The organism is Allobosea sp. P1_A7 (genome assembly GCF_056406775.1).
Map to the genome: position 1 here is coordinate 1 of NZ_JBFTZN010000097.1, position 18,513 is coordinate 18,513.

General features: G+C 65.9%; 16 protein-coding genes. 5 read left to right on the top strand and 11 right to left on the bottom strand.

The annotated features are described in order from the left end of the window. Positions 1-52 precede the first annotated feature (52 nt). Both AC1D34_RS18165 and AC1D34_RS18170 read right to left on the bottom strand, forming a co-directional pair. Positions 53-502, bottom strand: coding sequence for a DUF1036 domain-containing protein (locus tag AC1D34_RS18165; RefSeq protein ID WP_441487925.1), 450 nt, complete (start codon positions 500-502; stop codon positions 53-55). Positions 503-508: 6 nt separating this feature from the next. Further along, entirely contained in the window at positions 509-1,765 is a 1,257-nt protein-coding gene (locus AC1D34_RS18170) for a glycerate kinase type-2 family protein (RefSeq protein WP_476824934.1), read from the bottom strand. Between the two features lie 173 nt (positions 1,766-1,938). Here AC1D34_RS18170 and AC1D34_RS18175 point away from each other — a divergent pair, with 173 nt between their 5' ends. Beyond that, on the top strand, positions 1,939-2,733 hold the full coding sequence (locus AC1D34_RS18175) for an N-formylglutamate amidohydrolase (RefSeq protein WP_441487927.1): 795 nt from the start codon (positions 1,939-1,941) through the stop codon (positions 2,731-2,733). Positions 2,734-2,843: 110 nt separating this feature from the next. Then, the gene (locus tag AC1D34_RS18180; protein ID WP_043233170.1) at positions 2,844-3,086 is read left to right on the top strand and encodes a DUF2312 domain-containing protein; all 243 of its coding nucleotides are present in this window, start codon (positions 2,844-2,846) and stop codon (positions 3,084-3,086) included. A 199-nt stretch (positions 3,087-3,285) separates the two neighbouring features. Here AC1D34_RS18180 and AC1D34_RS18185 read toward each other — a convergent pair whose 3' ends face one another. Next, positions 3,286-5,823 (bottom strand): methyl-accepting chemotaxis protein, encoded by a 2,538-nt coding sequence (locus AC1D34_RS18185; protein ID WP_476824924.1) that lies wholly within the window; start codon positions 5,821-5,823, stop codon positions 3,286-3,288. A 592-nt stretch (positions 5,824-6,415) separates the two neighbouring features. Between AC1D34_RS18185 and AC1D34_RS18190 the strand changes: the two genes are divergently transcribed. Both AC1D34_RS18190 and AC1D34_RS18195 read left to right on the top strand, forming a co-directional pair. After that, a complete protein-coding gene (locus AC1D34_RS18190) occupies positions 6,416-7,312 on the top strand; it encodes an ABC transporter substrate-binding protein (protein ID WP_476824925.1) in 897 nt (298 codons plus the stop codon). Then, positions 7,309-9,999: an ATP-binding protein gene (locus AC1D34_RS18195; protein WP_476824926.1), complete on the top strand. Its 2,691-nt coding sequence runs from the start codon at positions 7,309-7,311 to the stop codon at positions 9,997-9,999. Before AC1D34_RS18190 ends, AC1D34_RS18195 begins: the two co-directional genes overlap by 4 nt. On the opposite strand, the gene AC1D34_RS18200 is transcribed toward AC1D34_RS18195, so the two are convergent. From AC1D34_RS18200 to AC1D34_RS18235, 8 genes are all read right to left on the bottom strand, one after another. Beyond that, complete coding sequence (locus AC1D34_RS18200) at positions 9,963-10,682, bottom strand: response regulator (protein WP_441504354.1); 720 nt, start codon at positions 10,680-10,682, stop codon at positions 9,963-9,965. The two genes, AC1D34_RS18195 and AC1D34_RS18200, sit on opposite strands and share 37 nt — an antisense overlap. A 365-nt stretch (positions 10,683-11,047) precedes the next feature. Next, positions 11,048-11,488: an NlpC/P60 family protein gene (locus AC1D34_RS18205; protein ID WP_476824927.1), complete on the bottom strand. Its 441-nt coding sequence runs from the start codon at positions 11,486-11,488 to the stop codon at positions 11,048-11,050. 151 nt (positions 11,489-11,639) lie between these two features. Beyond that, positions 11,640-12,449: an anti-sigma factor family protein gene (locus AC1D34_RS18210; protein ID WP_476824928.1), complete on the bottom strand. Its 810-nt coding sequence runs from the start codon at positions 12,447-12,449 to the stop codon at positions 11,640-11,642. Further along, the gene (locus AC1D34_RS18215) at positions 12,446-13,048 is read right to left on the bottom strand and encodes an RNA polymerase sigma factor (RefSeq protein ID WP_476824929.1); all 603 of its coding nucleotides are present in this window, start codon (positions 13,046-13,048) and stop codon (positions 12,446-12,448) included. Before AC1D34_RS18215 ends, AC1D34_RS18210 begins: the two co-directional genes overlap by 4 nt. Before the next feature lie 14 nt (positions 13,049-13,062). After that, the gene (locus tag AC1D34_RS18220) at positions 13,063-14,433 is read right to left on the bottom strand and encodes a S8 family serine peptidase (protein WP_476824930.1); all 1,371 of its coding nucleotides are present in this window, start codon (positions 14,431-14,433) and stop codon (positions 13,063-13,065) included. Next, a complete protein-coding gene (locus tag AC1D34_RS18225; RefSeq protein ID WP_476824931.1) occupies positions 14,430-15,605 on the bottom strand; it encodes a glycerate kinase family protein in 1,176 nt (391 codons plus the stop codon). The genes AC1D34_RS18220 and AC1D34_RS18225 overlap by 4 nt, the downstream gene beginning before the upstream one ends. A 111-nt stretch (positions 15,606-15,716) precedes the next feature. Then, a complete protein-coding gene (locus AC1D34_RS18230; RefSeq protein ID WP_476824932.1) occupies positions 15,717-17,153 on the bottom strand; it encodes an SLC13 family permease in 1,437 nt (478 codons plus the stop codon). A 188-nt stretch (positions 17,154-17,341) separates the two neighbouring features. Next, entirely contained in the window at positions 17,342-17,947 is a 606-nt protein-coding gene (locus AC1D34_RS18235; protein ID WP_441504361.1) for an FMN-dependent NADH-azoreductase, read from the bottom strand. Between the two features lie 116 nt (positions 17,948-18,063). On the opposite strand from AC1D34_RS18235, the gene AC1D34_RS18240 reads away from it, so the two are divergent. Beyond that, a partial coding sequence (locus AC1D34_RS18240; protein WP_476824933.1) for a LysR family transcriptional regulator occupies positions 18,064-18,513 on the top strand: 450 nt, incomplete at its 3' end.

Genomic DNA, 18,513 nt, shown 5'->3' on the forward strand with positions numbered 1-18,513 from the left:
ACCCAGCGTAGCGATGATCTTGATCCGGCGTTCGCGCCTCATTCTTATGTCCTCATGGTCGCGGCGGCGTTGCGCCGGGGGTGGAATCGGTCAGCTGGATGGTCCAGCTCTTCTGCTCGCCGGTATCGACCTCGAAGAAGCCGGACCGGTCATATCCGCGGGCGAGGCAGTCCTCGATGCCTCGGATCGTAAATTCCTTGTTGCGCGTGCACATGATGGATTTGCCGGTCCATTCGCCACCCTTGTCGTAGTCGATGGCGTGCACGTAGTAGAACCTTGCCGCGAGCGTGCCGCGCAGCAGGGTCTCGCAGCCGCGCGGCGCGATGTTCCACCAGCCTTCGGTGACCCAGCCCTGCGCATCGCGATAGCCGATGGCGACACCGACGCGACTGCCCGTGGTGTTGCACATCCGCAGATCGGCGAGCGCGGGAGCCGCGCTTCCGAGAAGGCAGGCCAGCAGCAGGCCGAGGCGCAAGAGAGATCGGTCGAATCGGCTCGTCATGATCGTCTAAGGGTCGATCAGGATGACGCGGCAATCATTCACATTGGTCAAGGTCGGTCCCGTCCGCAGCAGGTCGCCAATGGCCTCGAAGAAGCCGGTGGAATCGTTGTCGGCCAGCGATTGGGCAGGAACGAGGCCGCGCTCCGCAGCTCGCGCCAATGTTGTCGCATCGATCACCGCGCCAGCGGGGTCGGTCGCCTCGCCGCCGCCGCCATCGGTGCCGTCGGTGTCGCCGGACAACGCGACGATGCCCGGCTCCCCGCCAAGCGCAATGGCCAGAGCCAACGCATATTCCTGGTTCGGGCCGCCGCGGCCCTTGCCGCGCAGGGTCACGGTCAGTTCGCCACCGGAGATGATCGCGGCGCGCCGCGCCTCTGCCTTGAGGCGCAGGGCAAGCGCGGCATGGTCGGCCGCAACCTCGCGCGCCTCGCCTTCGAGATCGGCGCCGAGATCTATGGGCTCGTATCCCGCGTCCCGTGCATTTGCGACCGCCGCCGCAATCGCGTCCTGAGGCCGGGCGATGATCTGGACTACGCTCCTGGCGAAGGCGGGGTCGCCAGGCTTCGGGGTTTCGCTGGCGTCGTCGGCAAGCAGCGCGCGCGCCGCTGGCGGCAGGTCGAGCCCATAGCGCGCGACGATGGTGCGCGCATCGGCCATGCTGCTCGGATCGGGGACGGTCGGGCCCGAGGCGATCACGGTCGGCTCGTCGCCGGGGACGTCCGAGATTGCGAGCGTCACGAGCCGGGCCGGGGCGGCGGCCAGTGCGAGACGGCCGCCCTTGATGCGCGAGAGCCGCTTGCGGACGATGTTCATCTCGCCGATCGGCGCGCCGGAACGCAGCAGTGCCTTGTTGACTGCCTGCTTCTCCGCCAGCGTCAGGTCACCTGCGGGTGCGACCCAGTTGGCCGAGCCGCCGCCGGAGAGGAGCACCAGCACCAGATCATCCGCGCTTGCCGAGCGGGCGAGTTCGAGCGCGCGTTCGGCGCTGCGAATGCTGCCTTCGTCCGGCACCGGGTGGCCGGCGGCGACCATCGGAACATGGCGCGTCGCGGTCTCGTAGCCATGGCGGGCGACGGCATGGCCGACAAGGCGCTCGGGCGACAGGCCGGAGTCGAGATAATGCGCTTCCGCGAGTGCGGTCATGCTGCCGGCGGCCTTGCCGGCGGCGAGCAGGATCAGGCGGCCGTTCCTTGGTGGTTCGGGCAGGTGAGCGGGAAGGCAGCCGGACGGGCGGGCGCGGTCGACGGCGGCATCGAAAATCATCCTCGCAATGCGCAGGGCCTCAGCCGAATCGTTCCTCACCTGCTGCAAGTCCACCCCGCCTTCCACCCGCTGTCACGTCGATTTGGTCGACTTTCGTTGTATGCTCTTCTATGTCGCTGGCCGGCGGACGTCATCAGGCATTTGCCGATCTAATCATACTTTTTGGAGCGCCGATGCGGTCCGATTTTCCGATGGCGGATTCCGCCATAATGCTCGCCCCGGGCGAGGTCGAGATCATTCCCGGTGATCCCGCGACGGGTATGCTGTTGTTGTGCGATCACGCCTCCAACGCGATCCCGCCCGAGCTTGCGTCGCTCGGGTTGCCGCCCGAACAACTCGAGCGCCACATCGCCTATGATATCGGTGCGGCCGAGGCGGTGCGCGCCATGGCGCGTGCGACCGGCGCGCCGGCCATTCTGACCAGTTTCTCGCGGCTGCTGATCGATCCCAATCGCGGGCTCGACGATCCCACCCTGGTCATGCGCCTGTCTGATGGTGCGATCGTGCCCGGCAATGCCCGCATCGACGAGGCCGGCATCGCAGCGCGGATCGCCCGCTATTACGCCCCCTATGACGCGGCGATCGACCACGCCGTCGAGATGGCAGTCGCCGCCGGTCATCCGCCGGCGATCGTTTCGGTGCACTCCTTCACACCCTATTGGAAAGCGGTGGCGCGTCCCTGGCATGTCGGGGTGCTGTGGGATCGGGCAGGGGTGCTGGCCCAGCCGCTGATCGCCGCCTTCCAGGCCGAGAGTGATCTCGTCGTCGGGGACAATGAGCCCTATCGTGGCGGCCTGCCGGGCGACACGATCGACCGACATGCCACCCGTCGTGGCCTGCCTGATGCGCTGATCGAGGTCCGGCAAGACCTGATCGCGACGCCGGAGGCCGCGCGGGAATGGGGGCTGCGCCTTGCCCGCATCGTGCGGCCCTGCGTTGCGGCGCTGAATGCTGTCGCGATCGCCTGATGCGACAGCAGGACTGTTGAGCACTTTGTGCCAAAGGGCGGTTCGCGCTTGACGCCGGCCCCCGATCCGGGCGAACCCCTGCGGCCAAATCTATAGAGAAGGGTTTTGGAATGGACGATCCGGTTCAGGGCGATCAGCTCAAGAGCATCGTGCAGCGCATCGAGCGCCTCGAGGAAGAGAAGAAGACGATCGCCGACGACATCAAGGAGGTCTATGCCGAGGCCAAGGGCAATGGCTATGACGTCAAGGTGCTGCGCAAGGTCGTCGCGCTACGCAAGCGCGACCTGAACGAGCGCCAGGAAGAGGAAGCCATCCTCGAGCTCTATCTTCAGGCCGTTGGCGAGAGCGCCTGATCATTGCCTGTGCGAGCCTCGATAATTTGCACATCGACCTCGTCAGCTCACTGAATACTGTTTCACAGTTGGATTCACCCCGGCTCTCGGGCCGGAGTGATCCCTTTCTGATCGCGTGCGTCTCAACTCTGAGTGAGGCCGCACTCCACGCGTTGCGACGCTGAGGTGATGCTCTCCCCGCCGCCCCGGCTTGGCGCGCTCAGAACTCTTCCCAACCCGTATCCCCGGCCCGGCTGTTGGCGACCTTGCGGGCGGGCGCCGGTCTGGCGGGCTCTGAAGGGGGAGCTTTGGCCTGAACGAAGGCGGCCTGGGCCAGCTTGCGCAGGCGAGCCGATTCCGACCCGGAATTCGCGGCCATCGCGACCTTGTCGCCCGCACGCTTCGGCGGCGGCGCGGTGAAGAGTTTGATTGCCGGCGCCTGAGGCTGCAGATCGGCCAGAGCTGCCGTCTCAGGCCCGGTCTTGAATGCCGCGACGAGATCATTGAGCTGCGCGATGCGCCCGGTCAGCGAAGCTGCCGAGGCAGCACTCTGTTCGGCTAGCGCCGCATTCTGCTGGGTCATTTCATCGAGATGCGCCACAGCCTGGCTCATTTCGTCGATGCCGTTGGCCTGCTTTCCTGCCGCCGAGGAGATGTCGGCGATCGTGGCTGCTACTTTCTGCGACGCTCCCAGGATCCGGGTCAGCGCATCGCCCGCCTGGCGCACCAGCTTGACGCCATCTCCGACCTCTGTGTTCGAAGAGGATATCAAGGCCGAGATGTCCTTTGCCGCCTCGCCGGAGCGCTGCGCGAGCGTGCGGACCTCGCTGGCGACGACGGCGAAGCCCTTGCCGGCATCGCCGGCGCGGGCTGCTTCCACCGCTGCGTTCAAGGCGAGGAGGTTGGTCTGAAAGGCGATGTCGTCGATGACCCTGATGATGTCGGAGATCTTTTGCGACGCACTCTCGATGCGGGCCATGGCGTCGACCGCCCGGGTCGCGATCGCGCCGCCAGACTGTGCCGTCTCCATCGCCTCATTGGCGATCGACGCTGCCTGGCGCGAGGCCTGAGCCGAAGCCTTCACCGAGGCCGCCAACTCCTCCGTCGTCGCGGCGGTTTCCTCCAGCGAACTCGCCTGTTCCTCGGTCCGTTTGGAGAGATCATCGGCCCCTAGGTTGATCTCGCGTGCGGCCAGCTCAACCTCGGCCGAGGTTGTCTGGATTGTGCGCACGGTCGTCGAGAGGCGGTCGACTGTCTCGTTGATCGCGCCCTTCAGTTCCGCGAACTTGCCACGGTAATCGGCGTCGACGTGCACAGTCAGATCGCCCGCGGCCACAGCAGACAGTGCCTTGGCGAATTCGCTGGTCGCGCTGTCGACCACCGCATTGATCTCGTTGATTCCGGCCACGAGCTTCTGCATCTGCGGGTCGGCGTCATGGATCTCCAGCCGGGCCGAGAAGTCGCCCGCCGCAGCGGCCGACACCACTTCGCCGACATCCGAAACCACAGCCTCCATCGATTGCGCCCGCGCCAGGCGCATTGTCGCTGCTTCGCGTTCCTGCTCTTCGAGAGCACGGACCTTGACGAGATTCTCGCGGTAGGCCTCGAGCGCATTGCTCAGAGCACCGACCTCGTCGGGGCAGGGGGCGGCGGGAACGGCCCTATCAACCTCACCATCCTGCATCCGGACAAGGGCTTCATTCATGCCCGTCAACGGGTTCGCAATGCGCTTCTGGATGCCGCGCCAGCTCGCTGCGCAGAGGCCCAGCAGCGCGACCAGCAGACCACCAATCAGGGCGAGCCGGGTCAGGGCATGATTGGTCTGTGCCGCCGTGGTCGCCTGCATGTCGTCGAGCGATTGGGTTACCGCGTCAACAATGGCGGCGAACGGACCATTGCACATGGTTGTCCAGTCCTGGGCGCCAATGACGGCGCCGCTACCCTGGCCGAGCTTGCCGAGGAGCTGGTCCATCGTCTGGTTTGCGGTGGCGACTTCGCTGGTCGCGACCTCAACTTTGCGAGCGAGGTCGGGCGAAACACCGACACGCGTCGCAAGCTGCCTCAGTTGGGCCTGGGCTGCATTGCTTGCGCCACGCAATTCGCCAAGCTGCTTCCACTGCACCGGTGTCAGCACCTGGCCGGAGCCAAGCGGAGCACGCAGCAAGGAGCACTGCGTGCCGTAACTTGAGCGCAGCCGCCAGGCGGTGGCCTTGAAACCCTGGAGTTCGGCGAGTGCCGGATCGGCCAGCCGAACCGCGAGCGACGCCGCATCGGAGGCGTTCGTCAGTGCGGCCTCGATGTTTCCGACTGCATTATACCAAGGCATGGTCGCGGCCAGGCTACGCTGAGCCCGGGGCTTGGCCGCCTCCCCGTTGAGATCGGGGATCCGCCACTGCATGGCCTTTTCAGCCTGCAGAATGGCCTCGGCAAGAACCCGATGCTCGGGCAGGTCAGCGGCCCCGAGTTTTGCTACGGCCGTTGCGATCTGGTTTCGCGATGTCTCCACGATCGCGCGGATCGTCGTGTCAGCATCGTCGTTTGCCTGCAGACTTGTCTGGGCCTTGCCACGATCGGAACGGATCGCATTGCCGGTGAGCAACAGGGCTCGGTCAGCCTCGACCAATCCGGAAAGCCGGTGGTTTATGCGCACGTCGCGGACCGCATCGTAGGCGAGGTAGCCGAGCGTACCGAGTCCTGGCAGGCAGACTGCCGCCATCGTCGCCAGCAGGTACCGTCGAATGGAGCTCGGAAACATCATGATGCGCATCCAGAACGAAGTTTAGTCGGCGAAAATTGCGGCCATGGTCGACCATTGCCGGATCATTCGGCGAGTTCCGTTAAGATTACCTCTATTGCGCGAAGCCGAGTGTCTGTGTTTCTCGCTCGACTGATCTTGGATATCGCGGGCGCCAATTCTATCGAAGCGGCGAGGGATGCCGAAGGTCGGGCGTCAGAGGCTTGGTTCTTGGGCCGGCGCCGATGTGCGCAATGACGTATCGGACCCCACGCGCTTCGCGGGGCGCGGCTGGGCGACCATGCAGTGGTCTTCGATGCGCGGGCGGTCGGACACAATGGCTGTCACGCTCTTTCGCGCTTCCACGCGAGAGCGCTTCGCCTTCCGGCTCTGGCGCCAAGACGTGCGCACTCCTGACGCGTGCACTCCTCGTTGAAAGTGGTGGAACTCGCTCTCGACGCTTTCGGCGCTGCGTGCGAAGCTGCCCTTGCCCTCCACATTGCCCCGACTTGCCCGCATGCGTCGTCGTTCCTTTCTGGCCGGTTTGGCGTCGTGCGGAGTCACTGCGTTTGCGCAGCCGGTGCGCGCGACCGAACGCCTCAAGCATATCGCGGTCATGATCAGCCTCCCGCTGGACACCCCGATCGTCCAGGCGAGATTGCAGGAAATCCGACAACGCCTTGCCGAGCGAGGCTGGATCGAGGGCCAGAACCTGCGCTTGGGCACGCGATTCTCGGGCTCGAGCGAGGCCGACCTTGCGCGAGCGGCGGCGGAGCTGGTCCGGGACAGTCCCGATATCATCATCGTCAGCTCGAGTGCCKAAACCGCTGCTGTCCTCGCGTTGACCCGGACGATGCCGGTGCTGTTCGGCACGGCCTCCGATCCGGTCGGGAGCGGCTTCGTGCGTTCTCTGGAGCGGCCGGACGGCAATGCCACGGGGTTCAGCAACAACGACCCGGTCATGGCGGATAAATGGCTGGAATTGTTGACAGAGATTGCGCCCGAGACACGCAGGGTCGGCGTGGTATTCAATCCGCGCACGACCCCTGCAGCAGGTGAAACCTATCTCGCGCGCCTGAGGGCGGCTGCTGCCCATGCGCGGTTGTCACTTGGCCCGGTGGCAGTGATGGACCCGAACGGCATCGAGGGTGCGATCGCGGACTTCGCAGGACAGGGCAGCGGTGGCGGGCTGGTGTTCCTGCCCGACAGCTTCACGTTCCGCCACGCGGCGCAATGTGCCAAGGCCAGCGCCCGGCATCRCCTTCCTGCCATCTATCCGTTCGACACCTTCACGCGCCAGGGCGGGCTGATGTCGTATACGGGGGGGCGGGACGAGGCGAGCGACCTCATCGCATCCTATAGCGACCTTATCTTGCGTGGTGCGAATGTCGCCGAGTTGCCGGTGCAGTTCTCGCGCAGCTTTGAACTGGTCATCAACGAAATGGCCGCCGCATCTCTGGGATTGAGCGTGCCGCTTTCGCTTCGGATTCGCGCGACACGGATCGTTTCGTGACGCAGGGCGAGACTTCTCGGCCGCGAGGTGCTCTCACCCGCAAATATGCGGTTTTCGTCGGCGTCGCGATCTGCCTCGCGCTTGGGCTCAATACGGCAATTGCAACGTTCTTCGCCTTCTCGGATCAGAGGGCGCTGGTGGTGCGCGTTCAGCAGGAGCAGGCCCAGGCCGCAGCGCAGCGGATCGGCGCCTTCGTGGCGGAGATCATGCAACACCTGGACTGGATCTCCCAAAGCGGCGCGAGCAACACTCCACCCGAGGAACGCCGCCTCGACGGCCTCCGGCTCCTGCGGCAGGTTCCGGCCATTCTCGAATTACGTCAGATCGATCCGGCGGGACGCGAGCAACTCTCGCTTTCGCGCGTCAGCCGCGACCAAACCGGTGGCGACGTCAACTGGTCGACTGATCAGGGTTTCCAGGCCGCCCTGGCGCAGGGCAGCTATTACAGCGATGTCCAATTCCGGCGCGGCTCGGAACCCTATATGATGCTGCTCAAGCGAGCGGCATCTCCGCACTGGGTTGCACAGGCGACCGTCAACCTCGTCTTCATCCGTGATCTGGTGTCCCGGCTGAAGGTCGGTGAGACCGGTCGCGCGTATATCGTCACGGGTTCCGGGCGGTTGATCGCGCATCCCGATCTGCGCTTCGTACTAAGGAACACCAATCTTGCCAGCCTGGTGAGTGCGCATGAGGCGGCCGGAGTGACCGGTGCAGGACTTTCGATGACGGATATCGAAGGCCGGAAAGTGCTGTCCGTGATGGCTTCGGTCCCGGACCTCGACTGGAAGGTGGTGATCGACCTGCCAGAGAGTGAAGCTTTCGCATCGATCAAGGCGTCGCTCCTGCGCTCGCTGGTGCTTCTGGTCCTCGCACTGTCCGCTGCCGTGCTGGCCGGCATCATCTTGAGCCGGAAACTTGTCGCCCCGATCAAGGCCCTCGGCGACGGCGCCGCGCGGATTGGCCGAGGCGAATTGGACGAGCGGATCAGCATCGACACCGGCGATGAATTGCAGCAGCTCGGCGAGCAGTTCAACCTGATGGCTCAGCGCCTCGAGGAAAGCCGCGCGGTTCTGGAGGACAAGGTCACGGAGCGTACAGCGGCCCTGGAGGCCGCTCTCGAGCTTGCTTCGGCCGGACAACGGGCGGCAGAAGAGGCGACGCGGGCAAAGTCCCGGTTTCTGGCGGTTGTCGGCCACGATATCCGCACGCCGCTCTCGGGCGTACTCGGGGTTCTGGAGCTTCTCGACCGTGGTCGCCTAAGCCAACGCGATCGCCGCCTCGTCGCCATGGCGGCGACCTCGGGCGAGGCTCTGGTCGATCTGGCCAATGCGACGCTTGACCTGTCCCGGCTGGAGGCAGGAACCGAAAGCCTGGATCTGCGCAATTTCGAGTTGGGCGCGCTCCTGAACGCCGCCGCGGCGCTGATGCGCCCCCTCGCCGAGCAGAAGGGACTTGTCCTGACACTGCGTCTGCCCCCAGCCGGCGGCCTGCAGTTGCACGGCGATCCCGGCAAGATCCACCGGATTCTGATCAATCTCTTGCGCAATGCGATCAGTTTCACGGAGCGTGGCGGAATCGAATTCGGCGCTGAGCTCCAGCCTTGTCCATCTGCGGAAAATTCAGAATTGACGCTCACGGTCCGCGATACCGGCATAGGCATCGAGCCGGCGATGCAACGCCACATCTTCCACGACTTTGTGCAGGTCGACCCGGACACGGGCCGGCGCAATGGCGGGGTCGGGCTCGGGTTGGCGATTTGCAGCAAGCTGAGCGAACTGATGGGCGGCACGATTTCCGTCGTCAGCGGTCGCGGGCAAGGCAGCACCTTCATTGTCCGTTTGCCGATGGTTGCGGCCAAGGCCGCCGCGCGGTCCGGGCCTATGGCGACGGCGCAGCTGCAACGCGTGCTCGTGGTCGACGATGATCCTGTGACGCGAGAGGTCGCCCGGGTCATGGTCGGGAAGGCCGGCCACAAAGTGCAGGCCGTGGCCTCGGGCGAAGCTGCCCTGGCAACGCTGCGCAATCGCGCCTTCGACATTGTCCTGCTCGATATGCACATGAGCGGAATCGACGGAATCGAAACCGCGCTTGCGGTCCGCGAGCTGCCGAACATCACGCAACCCCGGATCGTCGCGCTGACGGCCGATGTCTCCCCGGAGACGATGCGGCGGATGCGAGCAGCGGGGCTGACGGCGATCCTGTCTAAGCCCATTACTTCTGTAGCGCTGCTACAGGTCATAGGGCGCGGGAGCAGTCGCAGCGGCCAAGGTCCGGTCGTGTCCCTCTCAGTGGACCAGCCGGTCGACGCAAGCTTCTTCCAGACCCAGAGTCGACTGATCGGAAGCGAGCGCACGCGGCAACTCGTGGCGCTCTTCGCGACCGTATCCGAGAAAATCCTGAAGGGGATGCGGGCGGCGCTCCGGGCTGTCGACCGGGCCGAACTTAGCCGATTGGCTCACCAGCTCGCGAGTTCCGCCGGGGCCGTCGGCCTCGGGCGTGTCTTCGCACAAGCCAGTGCGCTGGAGCGCGACGCAATGGTCGCCGATCGCGAGGAGCTTATCCTCGCCATCGAAGCGCTCGACCGCGACCGTAGCGAGGCGCTGGAGACCCTGGACGGGTTCGGGGACAGGTCGGCAGCCGGAGCGGCCCGTCAGGTGTTGCGTTCGACTGGCACGCCGAGCTTGTAGCCGATCCCGCTGACGGTCGCGATCATGCCCGGCTTTCCACCATGTCCCAGCTTCCTCCGCAGACGCGCGACCAAGGCATCCACACTTCGCGCGTCGACATCGGTATAGCGATTGCTGACGACCTCGATCAGATAGTCGCGACTCAAGGGGCGGCCATCGCTTTCGACGAGAGCTGCAAGCAAGTCGAACTCGCCTCGCGTCAGGCGAATGGGGTCGCCATTGATCGTCGCGAGCTCACGCCGCAGAAAATCCATGATGAAGGGGCCAAAGGTGGCCGTGGTGCTGCGCCGGGCCATGTCCCGCTCGATCTTGCGGCGCCGCAGCAGGGAGCGGGTTCTGGCGAGAAGGTCACGCAGGTCGACGGGCTTGTTGACATAATGGTCACCGGCAAGCTCGAGGCCGACGATCCGATCGATGTCGGCATCGCGACGCGTCACGAAGATGATTCCGGCGTCGGAAACCGATTGAAGCTCCTTTGCCAGCTCGAACCCGTCTCCATCAGGCAAGACGACGTCGATGAAGATCAGTTCCGGCTTGAAGCGCTGGATCGTCCGCCTGGCCTGGGCGATGGTCTCCGCCTCCTGGACGTGAAACCCCTGGTCGATGAAATATCCCGCGATGACCGCGCGGGTGACGGGGTCATCTTCGACGATGACGAGCCGCTCGCGGGGTGTCGTATCCATCGGTCCTTGGTCTTCCCTGGCCATCCGAACGTCAACGAGGCCGTGCTACATCATGGAGCGGACGATCCAACAGCGACTGACGCGCTGCAACCTGCCGAAGCCCCGATTGTGAACGGCTGTTCGCTTTCCAATCGAAGCGGGGCGGTTTGCCTGCGGATAGTCGGCAAGTCGCCCTGGCCAGCCGRACAGCGCCCTTTGGGACTCGTGCTTCTTCCATGGCATGGCCGGCATCCTCGGTTCAAAGGCCTATTTCAAAGGGAGACACTTTCCGAGGGCAAACATGTCCAAACGCTGATCACATGCATGCGAATGGCCGTTCGGGTGCGCAAGGGCGACTGCTCGCAGCGGCCCTTGCGCGGGTCGCTCTATTTGACGCGATGACCGCGCAGCAGGCGCTCCGGCGCGGCCCAGCCGATATAGCGGGGTTGGGTCCAGCCGGAAGCCACCTCAAGCGACTGGACGGCGAGATAGCCGTCGATGCGCACCTCGTCCCAGGCATGCACCACCCGACCGTCGCCAAGGTGAAGGCCGACATGGCCCCAGTTGGCGCGCCGGCCGAAGAGCTCTCCCGTCATGTCGTAGAAAACGAAGGCGCCGCGCGGCACCGCAGCCGGCTGTGGCTCGGTGACGCCATATTCGTCCGCGGATTCCCTTGCAGTACTGCCGCCGAAGATCTCGATGGCGTTGCCGGCCTCGTAGGCATCCTCGACGAAAGCAAGGCAGCGGAAGGCGTAGTCGGGATTGCCGAGACGTGCCGTCGCCCAGGCGATGGCTCGGTCGACATAACTGTCGATTGGATCGTTCACGGTCTGTCGGTCCCGTTGTCGAATGGAAGGGAGAGATGGGGGCGGTGCGTCGAGCAAGAGGTGCCATTCCATTCTCCGTGGTCGGGACGACAGCGAGTTGCCACCAAAGGGCAGGCATTATGGCCTTTCGGGGGGCAAAGCGCAGGCAGGATCAGCGTTTCGGTCGAGCCAGTGCGTTCAGGAGTTCTGCTTCCGCAGCCGGGGCGAGGGGGCTTTCCGCATTGCGGTCCTGCAGGAAAGCGTCCGCTGCGCTGTCTCCGCTGGCAGGGCGATACCCACCCCCCGACGAGGGGGTGGCAATGACAAGCTCGGTGCGCCAGCGACCCTCGACGCGGCAATCGATGCCCTTCCAGCGATCTGCGCCCTGCGCGGCGCTGGCGAGCGTATATTCGCGGCAGAGCGTGCCGTCTCCCAGTCGATGTGACGAGACCAGCGCGATGCTGCCGCCGGCAGCACCGTGCGACCATGATGTGCTGCTGCCACTTGCCGAGCTGCCGAGCGCCGTGTCGAGAGCCGCGCGGGCCGATTGAAACAGGGCGACGCCGCTGGGGTCCGGGTTGCCAGGCGTTTCCGAGCCGATCCGGTAACCGGCGATACCGCCGACAAGCAGCGCAAAGCAGGCTGCCAGAGGCAGTTGCCAGCCCGGGCGGCGCGGGAGGGAGCGCGGGGAGACGGCCGGGGCGGGCGCTGCGAGTGTGGCGCCGCCCTCGATCACTGCCAGGCCATGCCGACCTGGCCTGGCTCCGTCGGCGGCGCGAATCGCTGCGAGCAGGTGCGGCGGCACGGCCTGATCGGAGCTGCCGGCGTCCTCCAGCAGCGCCCGGCTTTCCACGAACAGGGCAAAGCGCTCGGCGAGTTCTGGCTCGGCCATGACCCGCGCATGCAGCGCATTGGCCGTGGCCTTCTCGAGTTCGCCGTCGGCCAGGGCCAGCAACATTTCGTCCGAAACCGCGCTCGTCATGATGTCTTGTCCATTCCAAGTTTCGCCGCGAGCCCCTGGCGGGCTCGCGAGAGCCGGCTCATGACCGTGCCGAGCGGGATCGAGAGCTGCTGCGAGGCCTCGCGGTAGCTCTTTCCGTCGACACAGACCATCATCAGCAGTTCGCGATGGTCGGACGGCATGGCTCCCAGCGCCTGTTGAACGGAATCGACGGTCAAGGCGACGTCGCCGACATGCCGGCCGTCTTCCCCGGCGAGATCGAGATGGTCTTCGAGAGCCTCGCTTTGTCCTTCGCTACGGCGCTTGCGGAGCGAGTCGATCCAGAGGTTGCGTGCAATCCTGAACAGCCAGGCATCGAGCCGGGTACCGGGTTGCCAGAGCGCCTGTGCCTTGAGGGCCCGCTCGCAAGTTGCCTGGGCGAGATCGTCGGCCTCGCTCGCCGAGCGGGTCAGGGAGAGCGTGAACCGGCGCAGTCTCGGCAGCAAGGCCACAAGCTCGCTGGCGAAGGCCGACAGGGGCGGCTCGGTGCCTGCCGACGCGGCCGTCGTTCCGGTGGAGGCCGTCATATGGGATTGGACGATGTCCAAAGTCGTATCCTTGTCGTCAGGATCAGCAGGCACGATCGCGCATCGACCTATGGCTGCGCGGGCTGCGGCCGGCATTCCAGCAGACCCCAGCCAAAGACAGGGTCGCGGCCCGGCTCCCCGAGATCAGTCGCCTCGCTGGACAGTGCCGCCACGAGCATCTGCGGTGTCGCGCCCTGATCGGCGGAGCGCCGCTGAGAGAAGGCGAGGGCGACCAGTGGCGCGGCATAGGAGGTTCCCGAGCGCAGCCGACGCGGGCGCAAGGCCTTGTCGGGCATCTGGATACGCACGCCAGGGGCCGCAAAGGCGATATGTGCGCCGCGATTCGCGCGGGCGAAGACCTGGCGCTCGCGGTCGATGGCCGTCACCGCGACCGCCCATGGATAGGCCGCGGGATAACGCGGTTCGGTGCCCGGCCCGTCATTGCCGGCGGCGGCGACTAGGACTGTGCCGCGCTGCTGCATCGCCCGGCCGGCATAGTCGAGCAATGCGTTGGCCGGCCCCGCGAGGCTGAGATTGACCACGGGTACGGAACGTTCCGCCAGACGGTCGAGTGCCGTTACGAGGTCGAGGCTGTCTGTGCTGGCGCCACCCGCGCGCCGATGGAAGGCGTCGACCGCGATCACCCGCGCCCCGGCCGGGCCCGGTCCGTTCCGGGTCAGCAGGATCGCGATATCGGTGCCGTGCGTGTCGCGAGCTGGCCGGTAGTCCGGGGCTCGCACCACCTCGGTGACAATGCCGCTGTGCGACAGGAACGGGTGCTCGGCATCGACTGCGGTGTCGACCATGCCGATCGTGCCATGGGCGCGACAGGTGCCCTCGATCCGTGCTTCCGGCGTCGTCAGGGAGAAGCAGCGTGCCTCGGAACAGGGGGCAGCCAGACTGCGATAGAGATGGTTGAGATCGACCAGCGCTGAAGGCGCGAGCGAGCGCACCCGCTGCAGCGCACGCGCGGTTGAGAGGCCACGCGGAACGCGCAGCCGGGCCGACAGACCGGGCAGCAAGGCGAGTTGCCGCTGTGCCATGATCCGAAAGCCGTCGCGGCGAAGCTTGTCGAAATCGGCTTCGACGAGCCCGCTGGCGACAAGCTCGCGCGGAGACGCTTGTGGCGTGGGCGGCCCCGCCCGCCGTGGACGCGGCGGGGCACGGCTTTCAATGCCGAAGACCCTGAGCAGGTTGAAGGGGCCGGTCCCGGTGCCGCGATAGAGCGCGGGGTCGACGCCGTCACCGCCTCCGCCGCCGCCTGCGTTGCCACCGCCTGCGCCGCCGCCGGCTCCACCGCCGCCACCGTCCCCGCCATCGTCATCGGCAAGTGCCGCAGGCGCCTGCCATGGCGCGTTGCCCGGGCCGGGCAGCGGCGACAGAGCCAGCACGAGGCCGAGCGCGAGCGCCCTGGCCTGGGGGCCACGCAGGTCGCTCACGCGGCGTGCCCTTCATGCTGCAGCCTGATGCCGACGCCGATCATCCGGATCGCGTCTTCGGCCGCACGGCGCAGCAGCTTCTCGGTTTCGGCGATGGCCTCTTCCAGCGTGCAGGGACGCTTCAAGATGCTCGCGAAGGCATCGATCCCATGCTCGAAATTGATGCGGACACGGCCGCGGCCGATGGTTCCGGCGAGCGCGATGACCGGGATGCCCCGCTTCTTGGCCCGGCGCGCAACCTCGGCGGGAATCTTGCCGAATGGTGTCTGCTCGTCGAGGCAGCCTTCGGCCGTAATGACCAGGTCGGCCTGACCCAGCAAGTCATCAAAAGCCAGATATTGCATGACGATGTTGTACCGCGGATGCAGCCTCGCGCCTAGGAGCGCCTGGAGACCGGCGCCCAGCCCGCCAGAGGCACCACAACCGGGCGCTGTGCTCGTATCGTCGCCCGTCGCAGCCTGGAGTCGAGCCGCATAGACATGCAGCGCCTGCTCGAGCGCGACCACCTGCTCCGGCGTTGCGCCCTTCTGGGGAGCAAAGACCCGGGCGACTCCGTTGCGGCCGAGCAGGACATTGTGCCAGTTGACCGCAGCATCGATCCGCGTGGTCGCAAGGCGGGGATCCCGGTCGCTCAGATCGATCTGGGCGAGAGTGGCAAGTGCGCCGCCGCCCCGGCCGATGCGCCGGCCCGAAGCGTCGAGCAGCCTGATGCCGAGGGCATCTGCCATTCCGGCGCCGCCGTCATTGATGCCGCTGTCGCCGCAGCCGACCAGAATGCGCTCGGCGCCGGCGTCGAGCGCCGCACGGATCAGTTCGCCGACACCGTAGCTGGTGGTCAGCATCGGATTGCGCCGATCACGAGGAACAAGTGCGAGCCCGGCAGCGGCGGCCATCTCGACGACAGCCGTCCTTGGTCCGGAACGCCCGAGGAAGCCGAAGAAGGCCTCGACCGGCTCGCCGACCGGCCCCGTCACGGTGAGGCGATGGAGACGGCCTCCGGTCGCGGCGACGAGCGCCTTGGTGAAACCTTCTCCTCCATCGACGAGGGGGGCAAGCAGGGTTTCAGCGTCGGGCATGCCAGTCTTCACGCCTAGCGCGATGGCCGCTGCGACAGCGCTCGCATCCAGGCTTTCCTTGAAACCGGAGGGGGCGATCAGGATCTTGAGGGTCATGTTGGGCTCCTCGAACACAGGGAGGCTCGTGCCTCCCTGTGCCAAACGAAGCCTGTGCGCGCTTATTCCATGCCGGCTCAATAATTTCTGCGGCCGCCCGCGAAGGGCCGGTCAACGCAGCAGCGGCAGGCCCATCAGCGGCCAGATGTAGGTCGCGAAGCCCATGAGCAGGGCGAAGATCAGGGGTAGCAATACCGCCGATAGCAGTACGAGGTCGCGCGGCTGATAGGTCGGCCGGTCGAGCCCGGCAAAGAGTGCAACCGGCTTGGCGCTGACCGGCAAGGTCTGGCAGAAGCCGGTTCCCATCACGATGACGAAAGCCAGCGCGCGGAGATCGTAACCCTGCGCCGCGAACGGCAAGGCGAGCATTGGAATCAGCACCGCGGCGCGGGCCGAGCGTGAGGTGATGACCAGGTGCGAGAGCAGCGCGATGGCACAGATCACCCCGACCAGCAGCCATGGCGTTGTCAGCGCTTCACCGGGCAGAAGGCCGAGCAGGCCCTTGACGATCGCGCCCGCCGCCCCGGTTTCGATCAGCGCGCCACCCATCAGTGTCGTCGCCGCGAGGAACAGGATGAGCTGCCATTCCGTCGCTTTCACGGCCTGTTTCATCGAGACTGGAGCGAGCGGTTGCAGAGTGACCGCGACAGCGCCGAGCAATGTCACGATCGCGATGTCGATGCCGTGCCAGCTCTGCGTGCTCCAGCCGATCATCACTGTGACAGCGACCGCGAGCACATGGATTTGTGGTCGGGTCAAAGGCGTTCGCTCGGGCGAGCGTCGCTCCAGAGAGCGGCTGCGCTCAGCGCGAGACAGGAACAGCGTGAGAATGGCGATCGTGGCGGCGAGGCTGCACAGCACCGCGAAGGGCAGGCCGAGGACGATCCAGTCGAGATAGTCCAGCCCCGGACGGCCTGCCCTTGTCATCATCTCGACCGCGATCAGATGCGCGCCGGCTCCGATCAGCGATCCGCCCGCCGATAGCAGGATGACGGAGGGAAACAGCAGCGCCAATGCCCGGTAGATACGGCGGTCATCGATCGCCTCGGCCAGCGCCAGATAGACCGGCAACAGCAATGCGGCCCGTCCGGAGGTCGAGGGGACGAGGAAGGCGGTGGCAATGATGACGAAGGTCACGGCGAAGAAGAGCGAGGATACGCGCGAGAAGGGCTGCAGCGCCGACAGGGCCAGGCGTTCGGCGAGGCCGGAAGCGCGCAGTGCGGCCGCGATCACGAAGGAACCGATCAACAGCCAGATCAACTCGCTGCCAAGTGCGAGATGGAGCTGTTCGGTCGGCACCGTGCGGGTTGCGACCAGGGCCGCTGCGGCCGCAAGGGCAATCAGTGTGTCGTCGATCGCCGTCATCGTCCAGCCGATGGTGGCGAGGGAGAAGACGATCAGCACGATCCTGGCATCCGGTGCCAGTGGGGCCCCGAACCAGATCGACGAGGCCGCAGCCGACGCGAGGGCTATGGCGGCGAAACGGATGAATGTGCCGGGCGCGCCGGGGGGCGCCAGTGGCGCACCGGCATGTCGGGACGGCTGCACCGGCGCGATCACGACGGGAGGAGGGGGAGGAAGCTGCTCATGTCGAGAGAAACGAGCGAGAACGCGTCTTATTCCCTCGGCTCGGCGCAGTAGTTGCTCAGTCCTCCCGGCGTGGCGGAGTTGACCCTGCATAGACAGGGCCGGCGTCAGTTTCCTGACGCCGGCCCTGTCCTGGCGAAATATCAGGCTCAGGCAACCAGCTTCAGTTCGGCCTGGGCGGCGTTGATCGCCTGCTCGCGTGCCTCGGGACCGAAAGCGAGCTTCTCGACGCGAATGAACGTGACATCGGTGATGCCCATGAACCCGAACAGGGTGCGCAGATGCGGCTCCTGCGAGTCCATGATCTGGGCGGGGCCGCTGCTGTAGAGACCGCCGCGGCTCTCGACCACGATCGCACGCTTGCCGGTCATCAGGCCTTCCGGGCCAGACTCGGTGTAGCGGAAGGTCACGCCGGCGCGCAGCACATAGTCGAACCAGGCCTTCAGCGTCGACGAGATGCCGAAATTGTACATCGGCGCGCCGACCACGATGATATCGGCCGCCTTCAGTTCCTCTACGAGCGCATCGGACAGCGTGCGGGCTTCTACCTGAGCCGGATTGGCCGGCTCGCCGCCGCGAATGGCGGTCGCGGAATCGAGGGTCAGATGCGGAACCGGGGCCAGGCCGATGTCACGTTCGACGACCTTCAGGCCAGGGTTCTGGGCGGTGAGTCGGGTGACGGTATCCTGGACGAGCTGCTTCGAAACGGAAGCCGAGCCGAGGGCGCTGCTGTTGAGAACGAGAAGGTTGGACATGGTTGCGATCCTGAAACGGAGGGAATGGCCTCGATGCAGTGCAACATAGCGGTTCACTTCACGCACCAGAACGCCCATAGTGGGAACCATACTGTTGCTCTCAGGGGAACACTCTCATGTCGGAGCTCGATGACATCCGCAGCTTCATYGCCGTGGTCGAGACCGGTGGCTTCGGGCGCGCGAGCAAGGTGCTGGGTCTGTCGAAGTCTATCGTCAGCCGTCGCATCGCTCGACTCGAGGCCGATCTCGGTACCCGGCTGCTCAGCCGCACGACCCGCGGCATCAGCCCCACGGAGGCCGGGATCGAGTTCAAGGCGCGCGGCGAACGCATCCTTGCGGATCTCGCGGAGGCGCGTGAATCGGTGGCGCAGCAGACCGGTGGCGTTGCCGGGAGGCTGCGCCTGTCGATGCCGCTGACCTTCGGCGTACGCCATGTCGCGCCGGTCCTCGCCGAGCTGGCGCATCGTCACCCCAAGCTGGAGCTCGATGTCGAGGCCAGCGACCGCTATGTCGATCTGATCGGCGAACGTTTCGATGCGGCGATCCGGATCGGCACGCTCAAGGAT